The 21,557-nt window shown below is 71.4% G+C and carries 19 protein-coding genes and 1 pseudogene; 13 read left to right on the top strand and 7 right to left on the bottom strand.

What is annotated here, in order from left to right; translation table 11 throughout:
- Positions 1 to 59 precede the first annotated feature (59 nt).
- Positions 60 to 1,580 carry a 30S ribosomal protein S1 gene (rpsA, locus tag A6A29_RS13640; RefSeq protein WP_073720327.1) on the top strand — a complete coding sequence of 507 codons (1,521 nt, stop codon included), beginning with the start codon at positions 60 to 62 and terminating at the stop codon, positions 1,578 to 1,580.
- Between the two features lie 178 nt (positions 1,581 to 1,758).
- Here the strand turns inward: rpsA and A6A29_RS13635 are convergent, their stop codons facing one another.
- Positions 1,759 to 2,721, bottom strand: a complete 963-nt coding sequence (locus A6A29_RS13635) for a right-handed parallel beta-helix repeat-containing protein (protein WP_073720326.1) — start codon at positions 2,719 to 2,721, stop codon at positions 1,759 to 1,761.
- A gap of 453 nt (positions 2,722 to 3,174) precedes the next feature.
- Between A6A29_RS13635 and A6A29_RS13630 the strand changes: the two genes are divergently transcribed.
- The 3 genes from A6A29_RS13630 to A6A29_RS13620 all read left to right on the top strand — a co-directional run bounded on the left by A6A29_RS13630 (position 3,175) and on the right by A6A29_RS13620 (position 5,199).
- Positions 3,175 to 4,113: a PAC2 family protein gene (locus A6A29_RS13630; protein ID WP_079182731.1), complete on the top strand. Its 939-nt coding sequence runs from the start codon at positions 3,175 to 3,177 to the stop codon at positions 4,111 to 4,113.
- Positions 4,114 to 4,144: 31 nt separating this feature from the next.
- Positions 4,145 to 4,747 carry a dephospho-CoA kinase gene (gene coaE, locus A6A29_RS13625; protein ID WP_073720324.1) on the top strand — a complete coding sequence of 201 codons (603 nt, stop codon included), beginning with the start codon at positions 4,145 to 4,147 and terminating at the stop codon, positions 4,745 to 4,747.
- Between the two features lie 83 nt (positions 4,748 to 4,830).
- Positions 4,831 to 5,199, top strand: coding sequence for a tetratricopeptide repeat protein (locus A6A29_RS13620; RefSeq protein WP_073720357.1), 369 nt, complete (start codon positions 4,831 to 4,833; stop codon positions 5,197 to 5,199).
- A gap of 151 nt (positions 5,200 to 5,350) precedes the next feature.
- Here the strand turns inward: A6A29_RS13620 and A6A29_RS13615 are convergent, their stop codons facing one another.
- Positions 5,351 to 5,671 carry a DUF6343 family protein gene (locus tag A6A29_RS13615; protein WP_073720356.1) on the bottom strand — a complete coding sequence of 107 codons (321 nt, stop codon included), beginning with the start codon at positions 5,669 to 5,671 and terminating at the stop codon, positions 5,351 to 5,353.
- 45 nt (positions 5,672 to 5,716) lie between these two features.
- Between A6A29_RS13615 and A6A29_RS13610 the strand changes: the two genes are divergently transcribed.
- Together A6A29_RS13610 and A6A29_RS13605 are read left to right on the top strand one after the other, a co-directional pair.
- Complete coding sequence (locus A6A29_RS13610; protein WP_073720323.1) at positions 5,717 to 6,835, top strand: ADP-ribosylglycohydrolase family protein; 1,119 nt, start codon at positions 5,717 to 5,719, stop codon at positions 6,833 to 6,835.
- An 84-nt stretch (positions 6,836 to 6,919) separates the two neighbouring features.
- A complete protein-coding gene (locus tag A6A29_RS13605; protein WP_073720322.1) occupies positions 6,920 to 7,615 on the top strand; it encodes a class I SAM-dependent methyltransferase in 696 nt (231 codons plus the stop codon).
- A gap of 117 nt (positions 7,616 to 7,732) precedes the next feature.
- On the opposite strand, the gene A6A29_RS13600 is transcribed toward A6A29_RS13605, so the two are convergent.
- The gene (locus tag A6A29_RS13600) at positions 7,733 to 8,122 is read right to left on the bottom strand and encodes a hypothetical protein (RefSeq protein ID WP_073720321.1); all 390 of its coding nucleotides are present in this window, start codon (positions 8,120 to 8,122) and stop codon (positions 7,733 to 7,735) included.
- A gap of 230 nt (positions 8,123 to 8,352) precedes the next feature.
- Here A6A29_RS13600 and A6A29_RS13595 point away from each other — a divergent pair, with 230 nt between their 5' ends.
- The 5 genes and pseudogenes from A6A29_RS13595 (at position 8,353) to A6A29_RS45230 (ending at position 14,947) form a co-directional block, all read left to right on the top strand.
- Entirely contained in the window at positions 8,353 to 9,384 is a 1,032-nt protein-coding gene (locus tag A6A29_RS13595; RefSeq protein WP_073720320.1) for a slipin family protein, read from the top strand.
- Between the two features lie 232 nt (positions 9,385 to 9,616).
- Positions 9,617 to 12,601, top strand: a complete 2,985-nt coding sequence (locus A6A29_RS13590; RefSeq protein ID WP_073720319.1) for a DEAD/DEAH box helicase — start codon at positions 9,617 to 9,619, stop codon at positions 12,599 to 12,601.
- Positions 12,598 to 13,890, top strand: a complete 1,293-nt coding sequence (locus A6A29_RS13585) for an SWIM zinc finger family protein (protein ID WP_073720318.1) — start codon at positions 12,598 to 12,600, stop codon at positions 13,888 to 13,890. The genes A6A29_RS13590 and A6A29_RS13585 overlap by 4 nt, the downstream gene beginning before the upstream one ends.
- Positions 13,891 to 14,095: 205 nt before the next feature.
- Entirely contained in the window at positions 14,096 to 14,827 is a 732-nt protein-coding gene (locus A6A29_RS13580) for a DUF7873 family protein (protein ID WP_073720317.1), read from the top strand.
- Positions 14,828 to 14,861: 34 nt separating this feature from the next.
- A pseudogene (locus A6A29_RS45230) lies at positions 14,862 to 14,947 on the top strand.
- 289 nt (positions 14,948 to 15,236) lie between these two features.
- On the opposite strand, the gene A6A29_RS13575 reads toward A6A29_RS45230, so the two are convergent.
- Both A6A29_RS13575 and A6A29_RS13570 read right to left on the bottom strand, forming a co-directional pair.
- Positions 15,237 to 15,974 carry a peptidase gene (locus tag A6A29_RS13575; RefSeq protein ID WP_241838448.1) on the bottom strand — a complete coding sequence of 246 codons (738 nt, stop codon included), beginning with the start codon at positions 15,972 to 15,974 and terminating at the stop codon, positions 15,237 to 15,239.
- Positions 15,971 to 17,182 (bottom strand): pyridoxal phosphate-dependent aminotransferase, encoded by a 1,212-nt coding sequence (locus tag A6A29_RS13570; protein ID WP_073720316.1) that lies wholly within the window; start codon positions 17,180 to 17,182, stop codon positions 15,971 to 15,973. Before A6A29_RS13570 ends, A6A29_RS13575 begins: the two co-directional genes overlap by 4 nt.
- Positions 17,183 to 17,268: 86 nt before the next feature.
- Here A6A29_RS13570 and A6A29_RS13565 point away from each other — a divergent pair, with 86 nt between their 5' ends.
- Both A6A29_RS13565 and A6A29_RS13560 read left to right on the top strand, forming a co-directional pair.
- The gene (locus A6A29_RS13565) at positions 17,269 to 17,970 is read left to right on the top strand and encodes a winged helix-turn-helix transcriptional regulator (protein WP_241838447.1); all 702 of its coding nucleotides are present in this window, start codon (positions 17,269 to 17,271) and stop codon (positions 17,968 to 17,970) included.
- 921 nt (positions 17,971 to 18,891) lie between these two features.
- Entirely contained in the window at positions 18,892 to 19,539 is a 648-nt protein-coding gene (locus A6A29_RS13560; RefSeq protein WP_073720355.1) for a uridine kinase, read from the top strand.
- Between the two features lie 46 nt (positions 19,540 to 19,585).
- Here A6A29_RS13560 and A6A29_RS13555 read toward each other — a convergent pair whose 3' ends face one another.
- Together A6A29_RS13555 and A6A29_RS13550 are read right to left on the bottom strand one after the other, a co-directional pair.
- The gene (locus tag A6A29_RS13555; RefSeq protein WP_073720314.1) at positions 19,586 to 20,503 is read right to left on the bottom strand and encodes a carbohydrate kinase family protein; all 918 of its coding nucleotides are present in this window, start codon (positions 20,501 to 20,503) and stop codon (positions 19,586 to 19,588) included.
- The gene (locus A6A29_RS13550) at positions 20,500 to 21,474 is read right to left on the bottom strand and encodes a pseudouridine-5'-phosphate glycosidase (RefSeq protein WP_079182730.1); all 975 of its coding nucleotides are present in this window, start codon (positions 21,472 to 21,474) and stop codon (positions 20,500 to 20,502) included. The genes A6A29_RS13555 and A6A29_RS13550 overlap by 4 nt, the downstream gene beginning before the upstream one ends.
- Positions 21,475 to 21,557 lie beyond the last annotated feature (83 nt).

The following is a 21,557-nucleotide window of genomic DNA, read 5'->3' as shown; positions in this document are numbered from 1 at the left end:
ACGGGCTTACGGCGTAGCAGTACCTACGACTCACTGTCCGTACCGGAGCCCTTTCCCACATGACGAGCAGCACCGAGACCACCGCCACCACTCCGCAGGTTGCGGTCAACGACATCGGCGACGCGGACGCGTTCCTCGCGGCGATCGACGAGACGATCAAGTACTTCAACGACGGCGACATCGTTGACGGTGTCATCGTCAAGGTTGACCGGGACGAGGTTCTCCTCGACATCGGTTACAAGACCGAAGGCGTCATCCCGAGCCGCGAGCTCTCGATCAAGCACGACGTCGACCCGAACGAGGTCGTCAAGGTCGGCGACGAGATCGAGGCCCTGGTTCTCCAGAAGGAGGACAAGGAAGGCCGCCTGATCCTCTCGAAGAAGCGCGCTCAGTACGAGCGTGCCTGGGGCACCATCGAGAAGATCAAGGAAGAAGACGGCATCGTCACCGGTACCGTCATCGAGGTCGTCAAGGGTGGTCTCATCCTCGACATCGGCCTCCGTGGCTTCCTCCCGGCGTCGCTCGTCGAGATGCGTCGTGTCCGCGACCTTCAGCCCTACGTGGGCAAGGAGCTCGAGGCGAAGATCATCGAGCTGGACAAGAACCGCAACAACGTGGTCCTGTCCCGCCGTGCCTGGCTCGAGCAGACCCAGTCCGAGGTTCGCCAGACGTTCCTCACGACCCTGCAGAAGGGTCAGGTCCGCTCCGGCGTCGTCTCCTCGATCGTCAACTTCGGTGCCTTCGTGGACCTGGGTGGCGTCGACGGTCTCGTGCACGTCTCCGAGCTCTCCTGGAAGCACATCGACCACCCCTCCGAGGTTGTCGAGGTCGGCCAGGAAGTCACCGTCGAGGTTCTCGACGTCGACATGGACCGCGAGCGCGTCTCCCTGTCGCTCAAGGCGACGCAGGAAGACCCGTGGCAGCAGTTCGCCCGGACGCACCAGATCGGTCAGGTCGTCCCGGGTAAGGTCACCAAGCTCGTTCCCTTCGGTGCGTTCGTGCGCGTCGACGAGGGCATCGAGGGTCTGGTCCACATCTCCGAGCTGGCCGAGCGCCACGTGGAGATCCCGGAGCAGGTCGTCCAGGTCAACGACGAGATCTTCGTCAAGGTCATCGACATCGACCTTGAGCGTCGTCGCATCAGCCTCTCGCTGAAGCAGGCCAACGAGTCCTTCGGTGGCGACCCGGCCTCGGTCGAGTTCGACCCGACGCTGTACGGCATGGCCGCGTCGTACGACGACCAGGGCAACTACATCTACCCCGAGGGCTTCGACCCCGAGACCAACGACTGGCTCGAGGGCTTCGAGGCTCAGCGCGAGGTGTGGGAGACCCAGTACGCCGAGGCGCAGACGCGCTTCGAGCAGCACCAGGCTCAGGTCATCAAGTCCCGCGAGGCCGACGAGGCCGCTGCGGCCGAGGGCGCTGCTGCCCCGGCCGGCGCCGCTCCGGCCGCCTCCGGTGGCACCGGTGGTGGCGGCGGCGGTTCGTACTCCTCGGAGTCCGCGGACAACTCCGGCGCCCTGGCGTCGGACGAGGCCCTGGCCGCGCTGCGCGAGAAGCTGGCGGGCGGCCAGAGCTGACGCTCTGACCCCCTTCGCTCCTCGGCTGCGTCAGCTGTAGAGCAGTAAGTGAGGCCCGCTCCCTTCGGGGGGCGGGCCTCACTCGTGTTCCAGGGGCAGCTTCTGCGGGGGTGCGGTGGTTTGCGGTGGTTTGCGGTGGTTGGGGGGGGCTTGCGGTGGCTTGCGGGGGGTGCGGTGGCTACGGGGTGACGGCGATGTTCGTCAGGCCCTTGCCGCCGGTGACGGTGTTGCTGCCGTACACGGTGGTCCGGCAGCTGGTGCTGCTGTTGGTGACGTTGATGGCGAGCTGCTTGTCCCCGGTGGCGCCGGAGAGGTTGGAGGCGTTGTTGCGGAAGACGGTGCCGCATCCCCAGCCGCTCTGCTGGGTGTGGGTCTCGTAGCCGTTGTTGGTGGTGCGGGAGCCCTTGTTGTCCTCGACCAGGACGTTGTTGCCCTTCACGTCGACCCAGGAGTCGTCGTAGTTGGCGCCGGTCAGCCCGTTGCCGTCGAAGGTGTTGCCGATGATCTTCGCCCCGGTGGTGCCTTCCTTGATGTCGATGCTCTCGCCGCCGACACCGGGGCCGATCGTGTTGTTCAGGATCTGGGCGTCGTCGCTCCGGTCGCCGAGGTCGCCCGCCGTACCGACGTACACGCCCTCGCCCATGCCCCGGCCGTCGTGCCCGGTGTCGTAGATCCGGGAGTTCTTGAGGACCCCGTTCCTGCTGGACTTCCGGAAGTGGACGCCCTCCATGTCGAGGTCGTGCACGGTCACCGAGTCGATGAGGACGCCGTTCGCGGTGTCGGTCATGATGCCCTTCTGGCCGCCGGTGACGGTGATGCCCCGGACGGTCCAGTAGGAGGCGCCGTTGAGATGCAGCCCGTAGCCGCCGCCCGCGGTGAGCACCGCTTTCGCGGAACCGGTGAGGGTGATCCGGGCGCCGGAGGTGCCGGGGGTGGTGGCCTTGAAGTTGCCGGTGTACGTGCCGTCGGCGAGCCGGATCGTGTCACCGGGGGCGGCGGCGGTGAGTGCCGACTTGAGCTGGGCCGCGGTGCTGACATCGATGACGGCCGCGGCGTTCGCCGGACCGGCGGCGACGAGGGTGAGGCCACCGGTGGCGAGGGCGGCGGCCAGCAGGGCGGTGAGTGAAGTGCGGGTGCGCATGGGGGTGCCTTCCCGTCGGAGGTGCGGATTCGCAGCTTTCTCGAACGCTGCACACGTTCTCGTACGTGAATGTGGGGCGCGTTTGTGAACGTGTGCTGCCCAGTGACGGTAGGGACCGGGGGTGGTCGCGTCAAGGTCTGGACCAGTACTCGACCCGTAAGGCCCCCTTCCGGACGGGCGGCAGGGGCGACTTCGCGCTCGGCGGGGGCTCGCTGTCGGGCCGGCGGCCGCAACTCCACTACGCGAAAAAGGAGTTCGTCCTCGGCGTCTGCGGCCGTGCTTCCCGGTGGGCCGGCGGGCGGCGTTCAACGGGGCGGGAGTACGGGGACACTTCACCGGTGAACACACCGCGCACCAGGGGCCTCATGCGATCACCCGGGAAAGGGCACGGGCGGGGAATGCCCGTGCTCCCGGGGGTGTTCTTCACTAGGAACACGAGGAGGAGCGGTAACCGTGCCTGATCCGCAGAGTTTGTACGAATGGGAGCCGAAGGGCCTGGCCGTCGTCGACATGGCGCTGGCGCAGGAGTCGGCCGGCCTGGTCATGCTCTACCACTTCGACGGATACATCGACGCGGGTGAGACCGGGGAGCAGATCGTCGACGGTCTGCTCGAAACGCTGCCCCACCAGGTCGTGGCCCGATTCGACCACGACCGGCTCGTCGACTACCGCGCACGGCGCCCGCTGCTGACCTTCCGGCGCGACCGCTGGACGGCCTTCGAGGCCCCCACGCTGGACGTCCGGGTGGTTCAGGACGCCACCGGTGCCCCCTTCCTGCTGCTGTCGGGCCCCGAGCCGGACGTGGAGTGGGAGCGGTTCGCCGCCGCCGTCGAGCAGATCGTCGAGCGCCTCGGCGTACGGCTCGCGGTCAATTTCCACGGCATCCCGATGGGCGTCCCGCACACCCGCCCCGTCGGCATCACCCCGCACGGCAATCGCACCGATCTCATGCCCGGCCACCGCAGTCCGTTCGACGAGGCGCAGGTTCCCGGCTCCGCCGAGGCCCTGGTCGAATACCGGCTGATGGAGTCCGGTCACGATGTGCTCGGTGTGGCCACGCATGTGCCGCATTACGTCGCGCGCTCCGCGTACCCGGACGCCGCGCTCACCGCGCTGGAGGCGATCACCGCCGCGACGGGCCTGGTCCTGCCCACCCTCGCGCACTCGCTCCGCACGGAGGCGCACCGCACCCAGACCGAGATCGACCGCCAGATCGGTCAGGGCGACGAGGAGCTCGTCTCGCTCGTCGAGGGTCTTGAGCATCAGTACGACGCGGTCGCGGGCTCCGAGACCCGGGGCAACCTGGTGGCCGAGCCGGTGGATCTGCCGTCCGCCGACGAGATCGGCCGCGAATTCGAGCGGTTCCTCGCCGAGCGCGAGGGCGACGGCTGACGAGGCGGCCCGGGGCCGTAGGCTGCGGCCCATGCTGAAAGTGGGCCTGACCGGTGGCATCGGCGCCGGCAAGAGCGAAGTGTCACGGTTGCTCGTCGGCTACGGGGCCGTGCTGATCGACGCCGACCGGATCGCGCGTGAGGTCGTCGCGCCCGGCACCCCCGGACTCGCGGCCGTCGTGGACGCCTTCGGTACCGGAATCCTTCATGCCGACGGCACGCTGGACCGCCCCGCGCTCGGCGCGATCGTCTTCGCGGACGCGGACCGCCTCGCGGCACTCAATGCGATCGTCCACCCCTTGGTCGGCGCCCGCTCCGCCGAACTGGAACGGGCGGCGGGCCCGGACGCGGTCGTCATCCATGACGTCCCCCTCCTCACCGAGAACGGCCTCGCCCCGCTCTACGACCTGGTCGTCGTGGTGGACGCCACCCCCGAGACCCAGCTCGACCGGCTCGTACGGCTGCGCGGTATGACGGAGGCCGACGCCCGCGCCCGGATGGCCGCCCAGGCGACCCGCGAGGAGCGCAGGGTCGTCGCGGATCTGATCGTCGACAACGACGGACCGCTGGAGGCGCTGGAGCCCCAGGTCCGCGAGGTCTGGGACGAGCTGACCCGGCGGACCGCGGCTCACTGATCCGGCCTCCGTGGGGTCTGCGGTCGGAATACCGTGTCCCGAACGGACGTTGGAGACCCGCGAGTGAAGGGAAGGATGTGACCGTGCCCGAGAGCAATCCGGAAACCCATGTCATCGATTTCCGTGCGGCGGAGCAACTGCTCGCGGCCCGGGATCCACGGGGCGCGGTCAAGCTGCTCGACTCGGTGATAGCCGCCCACCCGGAGAACACGGCGGCCCGGCTGCTGCGGGCCCGCGCGTTCTTCGCGGCGGCCCAACTGCGCCCGGCCGAGCTGGAATTCGAGCTGGTTCTGGAGCGGGAGCCGGACAACGCGTTCGCCCACTTCGCGTTGGCCCGGACCTTCCAGCGCGCGGGCCGCCCGGCGCAGGCCACCCGGCACTTCCGGCTTGCCGCCGCCCTCGATCCGAACCCGGAGTATCTGCAGGCGGCGCGCTTCGACGAGCAGGGCTGACGCGGGGGGTTCGACGAGCAGGGCTGACGCCGTGGTCCGTGAGCGTCGGGCCCGGTGGTTGTGGTTGCTGCCGCGTGTGGCGGTGTGCCCCGCCGGTTCGCGCGGCCACGGCGTTTCGCGCCTCGCCCCGCTGCCCCGCCCCTTCGTGTGGTCAAGCCGCCCGGTCGTGCGGTCGGCCCGGACGGGGGTGCCCCCTGCGGTCGGGTTCGTACGGTGGGATGTTCCGGCCCGGCTGGTAGTGCGGCCCCTGGTGGATGCGGTGGACGATCACGCAGAAGTCCAGGACCGTGATCAACAGCAGCGCTCCACAGGCCGCCGCCCAGCCCGGCCGGCCGACCAGTACGAAAGCCACCAGGCCGAAGAGCGCCCAGATCGTGCCCCATAGACTCAGCCACAGCCGCATCCGCAGAGGACTGCGGGCGGTCGCGGGTTCATTGCCGGTACGCATACGGATCGCCTCACTTACCAGCATGGACCCGCCGCGCGGCAGACGGAACAGCGACAAGGGGAGCCGCTTGTGAGCGGCGGGACAGGGGAGGGCGGCGCGGTCCGGCGGGCGCGGGTACGGGGCTGTCTGCTGGGCGGCGCGATCGGCGACGCGCTGGGAAACCCGGTGGAGTTCCTGTCGCTCGACGGCATCCGCCGGGCCCACGGGGAGCACGGTGTGCGCGGGTTCGTCGCGGACGGGGACGGGGTCGTCGGACGCGTCACCGATGACACCCAGATGACGCTCTTCACGGTCGAGGGCCTGATCAGGGCGCGTGTCAGAGCCTCCGCGAAGGGGATCGGCGGCGCACGCACGGCCATCGTGCGCCATGCCTACCTGCGCTGGCTGGACACCCAGAACCACCCGTCCCCGCCGGCCCGTGGCGGCGACGACCTCATACGGACGGGGTGGCTGCGGCAACAGCCCTGGCTGTACGCGCGCCGGGCCCCCGGCAATGCCTGCCTGACCGGACTCGCGGCCGGGCACACGCCGGACGGGGACACTCCGCTCTCCGTGCCGGGGCCGGTCAACACCGGTTCCAAGGGCTGCGGGACCGTGATGAGGTCCGCCCCGTTCGGGCTGATGGGGGAGCCCTCGTGGGTGGTGTTCGAGGACGCCGCCCGGTGCGCGAAGATCACCCACGGCCACCTCACCGGTGCGTACGCCGCCGGGGCGTTCGCCGTGATCGTCACCCACCTGCTGGAGGGCGACTCGACGGAGGGCGCCGTGCTGCGGGCGATGGAGCTTCTCGCCCGCCATCCCGGCCACGAGGAGACGACGGCGGCACTGCGGGCAGCGGTCGACCTGGCCGCGAGGGGCAGGCCGACCGCCGAGAAGGTGGAGTCGCTGGGGGCGGGCTGGGTGGCCGAGGAGGCCCTCGCCATCGCCGTGTACTGCGCGCTGGTCCTGCCGGGCGCCCGGGACGTGGAGCGGGCGCTGCTGCTCTCGGTCAACCACTCGGGCGACAGCGACTCCACCGGTTCGGTCTGCGGAAATCTGCTCGGTGCCCGGCACGGCGACGGCGAACTCCCCTCTTCCTGGCTCGCGTCGACGCAGGGCCGCGCCGTGATCGCGGAGCTGGCCGACGACTTGTCGATGGAATGCGAAGAGCCGGTGGACTGGCCCGCCGACCGCTACCCGGGCTGCTGAGAGCGTCGGAGCCCGTGCGCCACTCACGGGGAGTGGACCCGCATGCGAGGGAACGGCCGCCGGTGGCCGGACGTTTGACACGGTATGAGCGGACGACTGGTACGTGAGGGATATGCGGGGACCGGGCCCGGCGTCATCACCCCGGACGGCTGCGCGGTCGAGCTGTACGCACGGCTGTCCGTGGGCGAGGAACCGGACGTGATCCAGGCGGCCGTGCCCGCCGGAGCGAGTGTGCTGGAGCTGGGCTGCGGCGCGGGCCGGGTGACGCGGCCGCTGGTCGAGCGCGGCTTCGCCGTGACGGCCGTGGACGAGTCGCCGGCGATGCTGGAGCGCGTCGGCGGCGCCCGTACGGTCTGCGGGCCCATCGAGTCGCTGGACCTCGGTGAGGAGAGGTTCGACGTGGTGATGCTGGCGTCGTTCCTGGTCCATGCTCCCGAGCACCGGGTGCGGGACGGAATGCTGCGGGTCTGCCGCAGGCATGTGAAGGACGGCGGGGTCGTGCTCCTCCAGCGCGAAGGTGCCGCACACCGCTCCGATCTGCCCTGGGAACGGGAGGACCCGGCGGGCGGCACCATACGGATCGTCTCGGCGGAGCCCGTCGGGGACGGGGTGCGTTCGGTGCACGCGGAGTATGTCTTCGACGACGCGCGGTGGACGCAGACCTTCCTGTCGCGGGAGCTGTCCCGGGAGGAGTTCGAAGGGCATCTGGCGGCCGCCGGGCTCACCGTCGACCGGTATCTCACCGACGACGGGATGTGGGTGCGCGCACTCCCCGTGTAGCGGAGGCCCGGCCCCGGCGCCCGGCGGACCCGAGGGCGTCCGGTCCCGCGGCGCGGGGGTCAGGCGGCGCGGGGTCAGCGGCGCGGCGGATCGGTGGGCCATGGGCTGCCCGCCGGGTCAGTGCACGATGCTGTAGCTGCGCCAGGGGAGGCTGGGGGGAGCCTTGGTGTCGGTGAATGTGGTGGGCACATACGTCGTGTCGCGACCGGTGCAGTTCCGGGTGCGGTACATCACGACATCGACCAGCGTCCGGTTCTCGACCTCGTGGACACCGGCGGGGGCCAGCCGGTGGCAGCCTTTGACCGAGGGGCTGTTCACCAGGATCACGGCGTCCCGTTCGGTGGAGTAGATGACCGGTCCGACGGCGGTGCGGCCGAGACCGGAACAGCCCGAGACGGCCAGGGTGAGGAGCGCTGCTCCGGCCGCGACACCGAGGCGGCGGGGTCGGCGGCGGTGATCGGTCGCGGGCGTGGTCGCGGGCACAGTCGCGTTCGCGGTCACGGACATGGGCGGGTCCTCGTCTGCTCGTCCGGCTCATCTGTACGTCACATGCTGTGCCTGTACGTCACGGGGACGTCCGGCCCTGGTCACGCTGCCCGCTCCGCGACGGCCCGGCATCCGGAGGGCGGCCGACCGGGCGAGCTTCGGCGCGACGGAGGTTCGACGGGTGTGCATATTGGGCATACCGTGTTAATAGAGCTCAATTGCTGAGACTTCGATCTTGTCAGGGGGCCGTCATGGTCCAGGAGCTAGTGATCGCGATCGTGGCGGTACTGTGCGTCGGCGCGCTGTACGCGGCAAGCGCGGCCCGCGTGGTCAAGCAGTACGAGCGCGGTGTGGTGCTGCGGCTCGGCAGGCTCCGTAACGATGTGCGAGGACCTGGATTCACCATGGTTCTGCCCGGCGTGGAGCGGCTCCGCAAGGTGAACATGCAGATCGTGACGATGCCGGTGCCCGCCCAGGACGGAATCACCCGGGACAACGTGACGGTCCGGGTGGACGCCGTCATCTACTTCAAGGTGGTCGACGCGGCGAGCGCGGTCGTCGAGGTGGAGGACTATCGGTTCGCGGTGTCGCAGATGGCCCAGACGTCGCTGCGGTCGATCATCGGTAAGAGCGATCTGGACGACCTCCTGTCCAACCGGGAGAAGCTGAACCAGGGCCTGGAGCTGATGATCGACAGCCCGGCCGTGGGCTGGGGTGTGCAGATCGACCGGGTGGAGATCAAGGACGTATCGCTGCCCGAGACGATGAAGCGCTCCATGGCACGTCAGGCGGAGGCCGACCGTGAACGGCGCGCCAGGGTGATCAACGCCGACGCGGAGCTGCAGGCGTCGAAGAAGCTGGCCCAGGCGGCCGAGCAGATGTCCACCCAGCCGGCGGCCCTGCAACTGCGACTCCTCCAGACCGTGGTCGCGGTCGCGGCCGAGAAGAACTCCACCCTCGTCCTGCCGTTCCCGGTGGAGCTGCTCCGCTTCCTGGAACGGGCGCAGCAGCCGCAGCAGCAAATCGCGCAGCAGCCGCCGCAGGCGGGACAACAGCCGCAGCCGCAACAACCGCAACAACAGCAGCTGCCGGAGGCCGTGCCGCCTGTGGCGCGGGAAAGCGCTCAGCAGGCATCGCCCGTGCAGTCGGCACCATCGCCGTCGATGCGACGGCCGTCGCGGGTTGCGCAGCGAAAGGGCCCCTCGGGGTCCACCGCCGCTCCGGCAGCGGCGAACGCGGACACGGACGATCGGTCCGGTGCCGAACCGTTCGCCCACCACTGACGCCCGTCCACTGCCGATGATCTCCCACGGCTGACGCCCGTCCACCGCTGATGATCGTCCACGACTGACATCCACCCACCGCTGATGATCGTCCACCCTTGATCGCACTCCGCTCGCCGACCGGTCCTGAGCTGCGGGAACGTGGCCAGGTCGGACGTTGTCAGACCCCCCGCCTAGACTCGCGGAGTCAGAGGGAACAGACACGAATCAGGGCGGGAGGGGGTGGCCGGAGATGACGGCACGGGACCTGCGGGACGCGCGGGACGCGCGCATCGGCCGTCTGCTGCGCTGTCCGGCGGTCTTCCTGCCCGCCGCCCTGCCGAGGGACGGCCGGATCGCCTTCTGGGACCCCGAGGAGCGCGGAGACACCGCGCGGGCCGGGAATCCTTTCGCGTACGCCGCCGATCCCGCACCGGCCGGGAATCCCGCTCACGCCACCACCGGACCGACCGAACCGACCACGCTGACCGTGGTCCGGCGGGACGGCACGGGTGGCGCGGGCGGCACGCATGGCATCCGTGCCCGCACCGTGCCCGCGGTGCTGCTGCCCGTGGCGGACGCGCTGCCGCTGCTCGCCCTCGCCCGCCATCAGGCGTCCGCCCATACCGCCACCCGCTGCTGGGGTGCCGCCGCACTGCACGCGCTGAATCTGGTGGCACGCGGCAGGCTGCTGCCCGGACTGACAGCCGACGACCACGACGCCTGGCGGGCCGGTCCGCGTGACGCCGAGGACATCGCGCATCTGCGGGCCGTCGCCGCCGCCATGCCTCCCGAGGGGTACGCGGTGCCGGTGGACGACCTCGCGCCGCTCCGGCTCACCGACCCCGAGTTCCTGATCGGGGCCTTCCTCGACGCGGTCGCCGACACCCTGCCCCGTACGCCGGCCGCGGCCTACGCGATGGGCGCCCCGTTCGCCGCCCGGGAGGCCCAGCATCTTCCCGGCGCCGCCGCCTGGGCCGTCGAGGTCGCGTCCGGCCTGGACGCGGGTGTCCGGGTCTCGCTGCGGCTCGACCTCTCCGCGTACGAGCTCTTCGACACCGCGGACACCTACGCCATCGCCGCCGCGGACGACCCCGACGGTCCCGGCAGCCCGGACGATCCCGCCGTACGCCATGCCGCAGCGGCCGTCGTCCAGGTGCACAGCCTCGCCGACCCGACGTACGTCATCGACGCCGCCGCCCTGTGGAACGGCGGGGGAGGGGAGCCGTTCGGACCGCGTGCCCAGGTCGACGCGGTGCTCGCGCTGCGCCGCGCCGCGCGTGTCTGGGCGCCGCTGGAGCGGCTGCTCGACCAGCCCGTCCCCGACGTGCTCGCCCTCACCGAGGACGAGCTGTACGAGCTGCTGAGCGATGCCGGGGCCCGCCTGACCGCGGCCGGGGTCAACATCCACTGGCCGCGGGAGCTCGCCCGTTCGCTCACCGCGGCCGCCGTCGTCCGGCCCGCACCCGGCTCGGCCACCGACGGCACCTCGTTCTTCGACGCGGAGCAGCTCTTCGCCTTCAACTGGCAGCTGTCGCTCGGTGACGAGCAGCTGACCGAGGCCGAGATGGACACCCTGGCCGAGGCCCACCGCCCGGTGGTGCGGCTGCGTGACCAGTGGGTGGTCGTCGACCCCGCGCTCGTACGCAAGGCACGCAAGCGGGAGCTCGGCCTGCTCGACCCGGTGGACGCCCTCGCCGTCGCCCTCACCGGCAGTGCCGAGGTCGACGGCGAACAGGTCGACGCGGTGCCGGCCGGTGCGCTGGCCGCGCTCCGGGCCCGGATCCTCGCCGAGGACGCGACCGTCCCGCCGCCGCCCGGCCTGGACGCGACCCTGCGCGACTACCAACTGCGCGGTCTGGCCTGGCTGGACCGGATGACCTCGCTCGGACTCGGCGGCTGCCTCGCCGACGACATGGGCCTCGGCAAGACGATCACGGTGATCGCCCTGCATCTGCACCGCGCCCATCCCGCGCCGACGCTGGTGATCTGCCCCGCCTCCCTCCTCGGCAACTGGCACCGGGAGATCAACCGCTTCGCCCCCGGCGTTCCGGTGCGCCGGTTCCACGGCACCGACCGGACCCTGACGGACCCGGACGGCGGTTTCGTGCTCACCACGTACGGCACGATGCGTTCCAGCGCGGCCCAACTCGCCGCACAGTCCTGGGGGCTGGTCGTCGCCGACGAGGCGCAGCACGTGAAGAACCCGCACTCCTCCACGGCCAAGGCGCTGCGCACCATTCCGGCCCCGGCCCGCGTCGCCCTGACCGGTACCCCCGTGGAGAACAACCTCTCCGAGCTCTGGGCGCTGCTCGACTGGACGACCCCCGGGCTGCTCGGCCCGCTCAAGGCCTTCCGGTCCCGGCACGCCCGGATCGTGGAGAACACCGGCACGGCCGCGGGCCTGGGCAACGACGAGGCGGTCGAGCGGCTGGCCCGGCTCGTCCGCCCCTTCCTGCTGCGCCGCAAGAAGTCGGACCCCGGCATCGCCCCCGAGCTGCCGCCGAAGACGGAGACCGACCACCCCGTCTCCCTCACCCGTGAACAGGTCGCGCTCTACGAGGCTGCGGTGCGCGAGACGATGGCGCAGATCGAGGCTGCGGAAGGCATCGCCCGACGCGGCCTGGTGATGAAGCTGCTGGCCTCGCTCAAGCAGATCTGCAACCACCCCGCGCAGTATCTGAAGGAGGAGCCGACCCGGCTCACGGGCCGCTCCGGCAAGCTCGCGCTCCTGGACGAACTCCTCGACACGATCCTGTCCGAGGGCGGGTCAGTCCTGATCTTCACCCAGTACGTGACGATGGCCCGGCTCCTCTCCGCCCACCTGGCGTCCCGGGCCATCCCCTCCCAACTGCTGCACGGCGGCACACCGGTGCCCGAACGCGAACGGATGGTGGACCGCTTCCAGGACGCCGAGATCCCGGTCTTCCTGCTCTCCCTCAAGGCGGCCGGCACCGGGCTGAATCTCACCCGCGCCGCTCATGTCATCCACTACGACCGCTGGTGGAACCCGGCGGTCGAGGAGCAGGCAACCGACCGGGCGTACCGCATCGGCCAGACGCAGCCCGTGCAGGTCCACCGACTGATCGCGGAGGGGACGGTGGAGGACCGGATCGGTGAGCTGCTGGAGTCCAAGAGGGCCCTGGCCGACGCGGTCCTCGGCACCGGTGAGACCGCCCTGACCGAGCTCAGCGACCGTGATCTCGCCGATCTCGTCTCACTCCGGAGGCCGGTGTGAGCCCCCGCCCCGCGCCGCGCACGGCGCCCCGGTCCCGGCCGGGCCCCGACGATCTACGACGGACCTTCGAAGCGGTGCCCGCCCGCACGTCCGCCGACGGGGAGCCCTTCGCGGACAGCTGGTGGGGACGTGCCTGGGTGGCCGCCCTGGAGTCCCTGTCGATGGACGAGGCGCGGCTCACCCGCGGCCGTACGTACGCGGACGGCGGCCATGTCGCCGCGATCACCGTCACCCCCGGCCGCGTCGTCGCCTATGTCCACGGCAGCCGCCCCCGCCCGTACCGTGCCGAACTGCGCCTGCGCACCTTCACGGACACCGGGTGGGACGCCCTCCTCGACGCGGTCGCCGCTCGCCCCGGGCATCTGTCCGCGCTGCTGGCCAAGGAGATGCCGCACTCCCTGGCCGAGACGGCCCAGGAGGCCGACACCCGGCTGCTGCCGGCCGCCGGCGACCTCGATCCGAGCTGCTCGTGCCCCGACCACGGGCGGCCCTGCAAACATGTCGCGGCACTCTGCTTCCAGATGGCCAGGCTGCTCGACAGCGACCCGTTCGTCCTGCTGCTGATGCGGGGCAGGGGCGAGCGGGAGCTCCTCGACGAGCTGGGCCGCAGGAACGCCGAACACTCCGCGCGTGAGCGTCCCGCCGCCTCCGCCGCTCCCTCGGTGGCGGCCGGTGCGGCGCTGGCCGACCGGTTCCTGCCGCCGCTCCCCCTGCCCCTTCCGGTCCCCCCGCACCCGGGCCAGCCCCCCTCGTACCCGGATCTGCCGGGCGCGCGCGACCCGTTGGGCCTCGACCACCTCGCGACGGACGCGGCGGCCCGCGCCCATGGCCTGCTGACCACCGGCCGGGACCCGCTCGCGGGCCTCACCGCGTGGCAGGACGCGGTCCGGCTGGCGGCTGCCCGCCCCACCGCCGGGCTCACCGCCACCACCCGGGCCCTCTACCGGGAGCTGGCCTACGCCACCGGCCGTACCACCACCGACCTGGCCCGCGCCGTCGCCGCCTGGCGTCAGGGCGATGCCGAAGGACTCACGGTTCTGGAAACCCCCTGGGACCCCCCGGCCGGACCGTTCGACCGGGCCCGCCCCGCCCTGGCCGCCGCCGACTTCCCCCGCTTCCAGCCCTGGCGCAATCACCTCACCCACCCCGGCGGCGCGCTTCAGCTCCGCTTCGGCCACGACGGCCGCTGGTACGGCTACGAGTCCGACCCCGGCGCCGACGACTGGTGGCCCCGCGCCACCCCGGACACCGACCCGGTGAGCGCCCTCGAAGCCCTGCTGGGTGGCTGATCCCGGCCGAGCGTGCCCCGGGTGTGCGTGACTGCCGGGTCGGTGTCGCTGTTGTCCGTGCCGCCGGGTCGGTGCCGTCGAGTGCGGCGCCGGTCCCGGCTGCCGCGGACCGCCGGACGACTCGTGCCGATGAGTACGAACGCTGCGGCGCGTAGCCGTAAAAACCCTTTGGATCACCGAAGTTGACGGTGCTAGGTTCCTGCGTGTGGCGAAACTCAATCAGATCATCGCAGTGGAGAAGGGCGTCAAGTCCAAGGCTCATCAGGACCTGACGGCGGCGCATCACGGCCTCCAGAAGGCCGGATTGCTGGCCGGGATCTCCCGGACCTACCAGCCGAAGGACGAGGAGGGCGAGCAGCTTCCGCCCGAGTCGACGCTGGTGCAGGTCAAGGCCGAGGACGTCCTGCGGGAGACCTCGGTGACGCTGACCCGGCTCTTCGACGTGACCGCCACGAAGGACTGGGCGAACTGCTCGGCCCGGGCCGATGTGCTGGTCGACGGACGGGTGCTGGTGAGTGCGGTGCCGGTGTCGTATCTGCTCTTCCTGGAGAAGCAGCTGACCGACATCAACACCTTCGTCCGCAAGCTGCCCGTGCTCGACGCCTCCGAGGCGTGGACGCAGGACCCGTCGACGGACTCCTGGAAGACCGAACCGGTCAGGACGCTCCGTACGAAGAAGGTGCCCCGCAACCATGTGAAGGCGGAGGCCACCGAGAAGCACCCGGCGCAGGTCGAGGTGTACTACGAGGACATCCCGATCGGGTACTGGACGACGGTGAAGTTCTCCGGAGCCCTTCCCGCGCGGCGCGTCAACGAACTGCTGGACCGGGTGGAAAAGCTCCAGCAGGCCGTGAAGTTCGCCCGCGAGGAGGCCAACGGCGGAGATGTCACCGACCAGCGGGTGGGTGATGCGGTATTCGGTTACCTCTTCGGGTGACCGACCATGGATTCCCCGGCCACCACGACACACGGCCGGGGTGCGCGAGGAGCGCAAGCTGACACTGAAGCTTGTCGTGACGACGCGGTTCCAGTGGAGGTTCGATTCCTCCCTCCGGCACTTCCCGCGTACACAGCCCGCAGGTGTACGTGTCCGGGCCGGAGTAGCCCAAAAGGCAGAGGCAGACCGCGATCAATCTCAGACTCTTGCTCCAGATTCAGCATTCGCCGCCGATCGCCGGATCAAACGGGCCTGGGCCCAAGGGCGTCGAGATGCCGGTTCGACTCCGGCCCGCAGAGCTTCGATCTGCGGTCGTCTAAAGGCAGGACGCGACGACATAACGACTGACCCAGGTCCTTAAAAGTGCCGGCGTGCCGTATGGGCGGCAACCACAGGGCCCGGAGGCCGGCTACGCCTCCGGGCCCGCTCCCGTTCCGGGGCCCGTGCCTGTGCCTGTTCCCGTTCCGGGGCCCGTGCCTGTTCCCGAGCCCGTTCCCATGCTCCGCACCGGACCGGGGCCCAGCGAAATGCCGCGACCGGCGAAGAAGCGCTCGAAGTCCGCCAGCGGCAGCTGCGCAGCCCGCGTCCCGGCGTCCGTCCCGGACGGATTGTGGAAGTGCACCCCGTCCCCGTCGGGTGTGCGGGACGTCACCAGCACCAGATGCCCGCCCCGTCCGGGAGCGGGCCGCTCGGGGTGCCGGATCCCGTAGTGCACGGACGTCATCACCATCCGGCCCTCGTCCAGCAGCCCGAGGATCTCGTCCGGAGCGAGGTGCCGGTGCACCGTCGCGTCGATGCCGTGCGTCTCCCGTACGTACTGGGCGAACGGGGCGTAGACCAGACCGTGGATCTCGCTGTCGTCGTCCACGGTGTACGCCCCGTACGTCAACGCCCCGTCGCGCAGGGCGAACAAGGAAGGGACGGGGGCGCCGGGAGCCGCGGGGGCTTCACCGCCGAGGGCCATGCGCAGGCAGGTCATCCCGCACAGATGACCGGCCCAGCGCGCGTACTCGGCGGGCGACCGAGCGCCCGAGCCGGCCCAGCCCGGATCGTCGGCCGGATCGAATCCGCCCTCGATGATCGGCCCCACCAGCTCCGCGGTGGCGAACTGGGTATGGACGGGAACCGGGCAGAAGGAGCAGGTCACTGACGGTATCCGTTCAGGAAGCGGCCGATGCGGCTGATCGCCGCGTCAAGATCGTCAGCGTACGGGAGGGTCAGAATCCGGAAATGGTCAGGACGCGGCCAGTTGAAACCGGTGCCCTGGACCACCTGGATCTTCTCGCGCAGCAGCAGATCGAGGACGAACTTCTCGTCGTCGACGATGGGGTGCACCTTCGGGTCGATGCGAGGGAACGCGTACAGCGCGCCCTTCGGCTTCACGCAGGACACGCCGGGGATCTCGTTGAGCTTCTCCCAGGCCCGGTTGCGCTGTTCGTAGAGCCTGCCGCCGGGAGCCACCAGCTCCCGGATGGACTGCCGGCCGCCCAGCGCCGCCTGGATGGCGTACTGCGAGGGCGCGTTGGGGCACAGCCGCATGGAGGCGAGCATGGTCAGGCCCTCCAGATAGCTGCGGGCGTGCTGCTTCGGCCCGGACACCACCATCCAGCCCGAGCGGAATCCCGCGACACGGTAGGTCTTCGACAGCCCGCTGAAGGTGAGGCAGACCAGGTCGGGGGCGAGGGCCGCCACACTGTGGTGCACGGCGTCGTCGTAGAGGATCTGGTCGTAGATCTCGTCGGCGAACACCATCAGCCCGTGTCTGCGGGCGAGATCGAGGATTCCTTCGAGGATCTCGCGCGGGTACACGGCACCGGTCGGGTTGTTCGGGTTGATGATCACGACGGCCCTGGTGCGGTCGGTGATCTTCGACGCCATGTCGGCGAGGTCCGGGTTCCAGTCCGCGGACTCGTCGCAGACGTAGTGCACGGCCTTACCGCCCGCGAGCGTCACCACCGCGGTCCACAGCGGATAGTCGGGGGACGGGATCAGGACCTCGTCGCCGTCCTCCAGCAGCCCTTGTACGGACATGGAGATGAGCTCGGAGACCCCGTTGCCGAGGAAGATGTCGTCCACGCCGACATCCGGCAGCCCCATGGCCTGGTACCGCTGTGCCACGGCGCGCCGCGCGGAGAGGATGCCGCGTGAATCGGTGTAGCCGTGGGCCTGCGGGAGCATCCGGATCATGTCCTGGACGATCTCCTCCGGTGCCTCGAAGCCGAAGAGCGCCGGATTGCCCGTGTTGAGGCGGAGCACGCTGTGGCCCGCCTCCTCAAGGGCGTTGGCGTGCTCGATGACCGGGCCCCGGATCTCGTAACAGACCTCGTTGAGCTTGCTGGACTGCTGGAACTCCATGCGGTGCCTCCCCGAGCCGAATTGCGATACTTGGTTTTACCAAGCTGGAGCTTGGAAAGTCCAACAACATGTCTAGACTGCGTCGCATGCCACGTCAGCAGCAGCAAGCAGCACGCCCCGTCCGCCGCCGGAGCTACGACCAGTTCTGCGCCGCCGCCCGCGCCCTCGACTCCGTCGGCGACCGGTGGACCCTGCTGATCGTCCGTGAACTGCTGGCGGGCCCCCGCCGCTACACCGATCTGCACGCCGACCTGCCCGGCGTCAGCACCGACGTCCTGGCCTCCCGCCTCAAGGACATGGAGCAGAGCGGCCTCGCCGTACGCCGCCGGCTCCCGCCCCCGGCCGCCGCGTCCGTGTACGAGCTCACCGGGCGCGGCCGGGGCCTGCTGCCCGTCCTGGCCGCTCTCGCCGAGTGGGGGGCGCCCGCGCTGGACGAGCGGCGCCCCACCGACGCGGTACGGGCGCACTGGTTCGCACTGCCGCTGCTGCGCGCCCTGGACGGCCTGACGCACGCCGGAGTCGTCGAAGTCCATCTGGACGAGGGCGAGTTCCATGTCCGTACGGGAAGGGGCCCGGGGGTCGGTTCGGAGCGCAGGACGGCGGACGGGGAAGTGGGGGACGTGTACGGATACGGTCCCGCCGAGCGCCCCGATGTCCGGATCGCCCTCGACGCCGAGTTGTGTCTGGCGCTCGGGCGGGGAGAGGCGACCGTCCTGGAGGCGGTCAAGGACGGCCGGATCGAGGTGGTGGGCGAGGGGCCGCTCGCCGCCGAGCTGCGCGGTGAATGACGCCGTGGCGAGGTGAGGCGGGTCGTGGTGAGGTGAAGCGGGTCGTGGCGGTTGCGGTGCGGGAGCCAGGGGTAGCGTGGCCGCGCCCGGTCCCGTGCCACGGACCGGGGCGGAGGGGAGCGGCCGTTCATGGACGACGACGCGCACTGCGGCCACGTACCGCACGGTGACGCTCCGGACTGCGGCGACGCGTCCCTCGATCCGGCGTGCCGTGCCGCGTTCGCCCAGGACCTGTTGCGTGCGCTGCGCGCCCACAGCCCCGGCTCCCGTGCCGAACTGAGAGGGTCGCCGGCCCGGGGGACGGCGGATGTCTACAGCGATATCGACATCAACTGGACCGTGCCCGACGACCGCTTCGCGGCCTGTGTCGAGGCCGCACCGGACGTTCTCCGTGCGCTCCAGCCCCTCGAATCACTGCGCACCGACCCCGACCTCCGGCATTCCCCGAGGCGACGCCTGCTCTTCGCGTCCTTCCTGGACCATCCGCTCTTCTGGCGCCTCGATCTGGAGATCGGCGCCGCGTCGGCCGTCGGCCTGCCCGACGCATGCCTGACCTACGGCCTGCCCGACGACTGCCCCGGTGCGCGCGGCGAGGCCTGGTCCAGACCCGCCAGCGCGCTCGCCAACGCCGTCGCCGCGGTGAAAGCGGTGGTGCGCGAGCAGCCGCAGACCGCCCTGGGCCTGTTGGAGCGCGGCTTCCGGCGCATCGACGCACCGGACACCGTCACCGGCGACTGGCCCGCCGACATCACCCGCCTCGCCCGGACCGCCGCCGCCCGCGAACCCGGCCTCGGTCCGCGGGCCGACCGGGTGGTCCGCCTCGTGGAGCGGCACCTCGGACGTCGTCCGCCCCCGGCGGCGGAGCGGCCCGGCGGGGGAGCGGCCCGGCGGGGGAGCGGCCCGGCGGGGGATGATGGGCCTGTGCGACTCGAAGCGATCACCTGGGACGGGCTGGCCGACGCCCTGTCCGCGCACATCGACGGCCTGACACCCGCGGACGGTGGCGCCTGGCTCAAGGCCGGTATCGACGGCGCCCCGGCGGCCCGTACCGGCGAACTGGCCGACCGTGTCGCTCAGCGGCTGCGGGTGCGCGGCCGTGCGGTGCTCACCGTCGCGACCGAGGGGTTCCTGCGTCCGGCGAGCCTTCGGTACGAGTACGGCAAGGAGGACCCCGACTCGTACGCCGACGGCTGGTTCGACACGGGCGCGCTGTGGCGCGAGGTGTTCGGCCCGCTGGAGGCGGGCGGCAGCGGAAGGGTGCTGCCGGACCTGTGGGACCCGGTGACGGACCGGGCCACCAGGAGCCCGTACCGGACGCTGCCGGAGGGCGGGGTGGTGCTCGTGCACGGGCCGCTGCTGCTGGGGCGCTGGTTCCCGTTCGACCTGAGTGTCCATCTGCGGCTCTCACCGGGGGCTCTGCTGCGGCGCACCGGGGACGCCGACCGGTGGACGCTGCCCGCCTTCGCCCGTTACGAGGACGAGGTGGCGCCCACCGACCGTGCCGATGTGGTCGTACGGGCCGATGACCCACGGCATCCTGCCTGGTCGGGGCCGACGGCCGAGGGCTGAGGACCGAGGGCTGAGGACCGAGCGGAGGGGCGTGCCCGCGCCAGGGCTACGCGGGGGGTCTGCCGCCGACCGTCGTGACCGCTTCGGCTCCCGCCCGGCAGCCCGCCGCCGCTGCCGACGCGTCGTCCGCCCCGGCGAGGCGGGCCGCGAGGAAGCCGCCGGTGAACGCGTCACCCGCCCCCGTCGAGTCGACCGGATCGCGGACCGGCACGGCGGCGACGTGGCCGGTCACCGCTCCCTCGGCGGCCAGCAGGGCGCCCCGGTCGCCGAGGGTGACGACGACCTGGGAGAACTGCCGGCTCAACTTGGCCGCCGCGTCGGCGGGTTCGGGCAGACCGGTCAGCATCCTGGCCTCGTCCGCGTTGGGCAGCAACAGGTCCGTCCCCTCGGTGAACTCCAGGAACCGGTCGACGCCGAGTCCGGCCAGAAATCCCGCGGAGGCGGGGTCCACGCTCACCGGGATGTTCCGCTGCCGGGCCGCCCCGGCCGCGCGCAGGGCCGTCGCGCGGCTCGTCGCGCCGAAGAGGAGATATCCGGAGAGGTGGAGGTGGGCGATGCCGTCGAGCATCGAGGGCGAGAAGTCGTCGGGGCGCAGGCGCAGTACCGCGCCGCTGTCGGTGAGGAAGGTGCGCTCGGCGGCCCGGTCCACCAGTGCGATGACCGTCGCGGTGGGCGTCTCGGCGTCCACGGCCAGCAGCGGACGTACGCCCGCCCGTTCCAGGGCCTCCCGGTGCCAGGTCACGGAACCGGCGCCCGCGCGGGCCAGCAGGGTGACGTCCCGGCAGCCCGAACGGGCCGCCCAGCAGGCCGCGTTGGCACCCGCGCCGCCCGGCAGCGTGCTGATCCGGGCCGCCGTGTCTGTGCCGTGGACGAGCGCCGACGCATGCCGGGCCACGATGTCCGTGACCACCTCGCCGACGACGAGGAGCCCGCCGGACGGGGAGCGGTCGCCCGCCTCCGTCACCGTACGGCCGCCGCTGCGATCCGTGCCGCGAGCCGCACATTTCCGCGTACCGTAGCCAAGTTGGCCTCCAGTGACGCGCCTTCGGTCCGCCGCATCAGCTGGTCCAGCAGGAACGGCGTGACGGCCTGCCCCACGATGCCGCGCTCCCGGCACGCGTCCAGCGCCTCGGCCAGCACCCGGTCGTGCGTCGCGGGATCCAACTGGTCTTTCTCCGGCACGGGGTTGGCGACGATCAACGCGGATTCCGGTCCGCCGAGCGCCTCGCGCGCCCGCATCACCTCCGCCACCTCCTCGGGCGTACGGACCGTCCAGTCGACCGGCTCGCCCGAACTGCTGAGATAGAAGCCGGGGAAATACCCGGTGCCGTAGCCGAGCACTCCGACTCCCAGGGTCTCCAGGCGCTGGAGGGTGGCCGGGACGTCGAGGATCGACTTCACTCCCGCGCACACCACGGTGATGCCGGTACGCGCGAGCAGCCGCAGGTCCGCCGACTCGTCCTGGTTCCGCGTCCATTCCCGGTGCACTCCGCCGAGGCCGCCGGTGGCGAAGACGCGCAGACCCGCGCGGGCCGCCAGGAAGGCCGTCGCGGACACCGTCGTCGCCCCGCTCGCGCCCGTCGCCAACGCGGGCGCGAGGTCCCGGTGGCCCAGCTTCCGTATCGCCGGGTCACCGGCGACCCGCTCCAACCCCGCCTTGTCCAGGCCCACATGGGCCCGGCCGTCCAGTACGGCGACGGTGGCGGGGACGGCCCCCGCGGTGCGGACGAGCTCCTCCAGTTCCCTGGCGACCCGAAGATTGCGGGGACGCGGCAGACCGTGCGCGATGATCGTCGACTCCAGGGCGACGACGGGGCGCCGGGCGGCGATGGCCGCGCCCACTTCGTCGGACAGCACCGGTGCGTAGCGCCGGGTGTCGCCCCGCGTGGGGCCGGATGTGTGCTCGGGTGTCCGCTCCGATGTGTTCTGTGGCATGCCCCATCCCTGTCGCGGGCAGGGCGCCCGCAAACACGGAGCGGCACGTTCCCCAGGTGCTTCCCCCGCGGCCCCCGCAGTGC

Source organism: Streptomyces sp. TSRI0281 (assembly GCF_001905125.1).
Lineage (GTDB): Bacteria > Actinomycetota > Actinomycetes > Streptomycetales > Streptomycetaceae > Streptomyces.
This window is presented reverse-complemented; position numbering and strand designations above follow the sequence as displayed.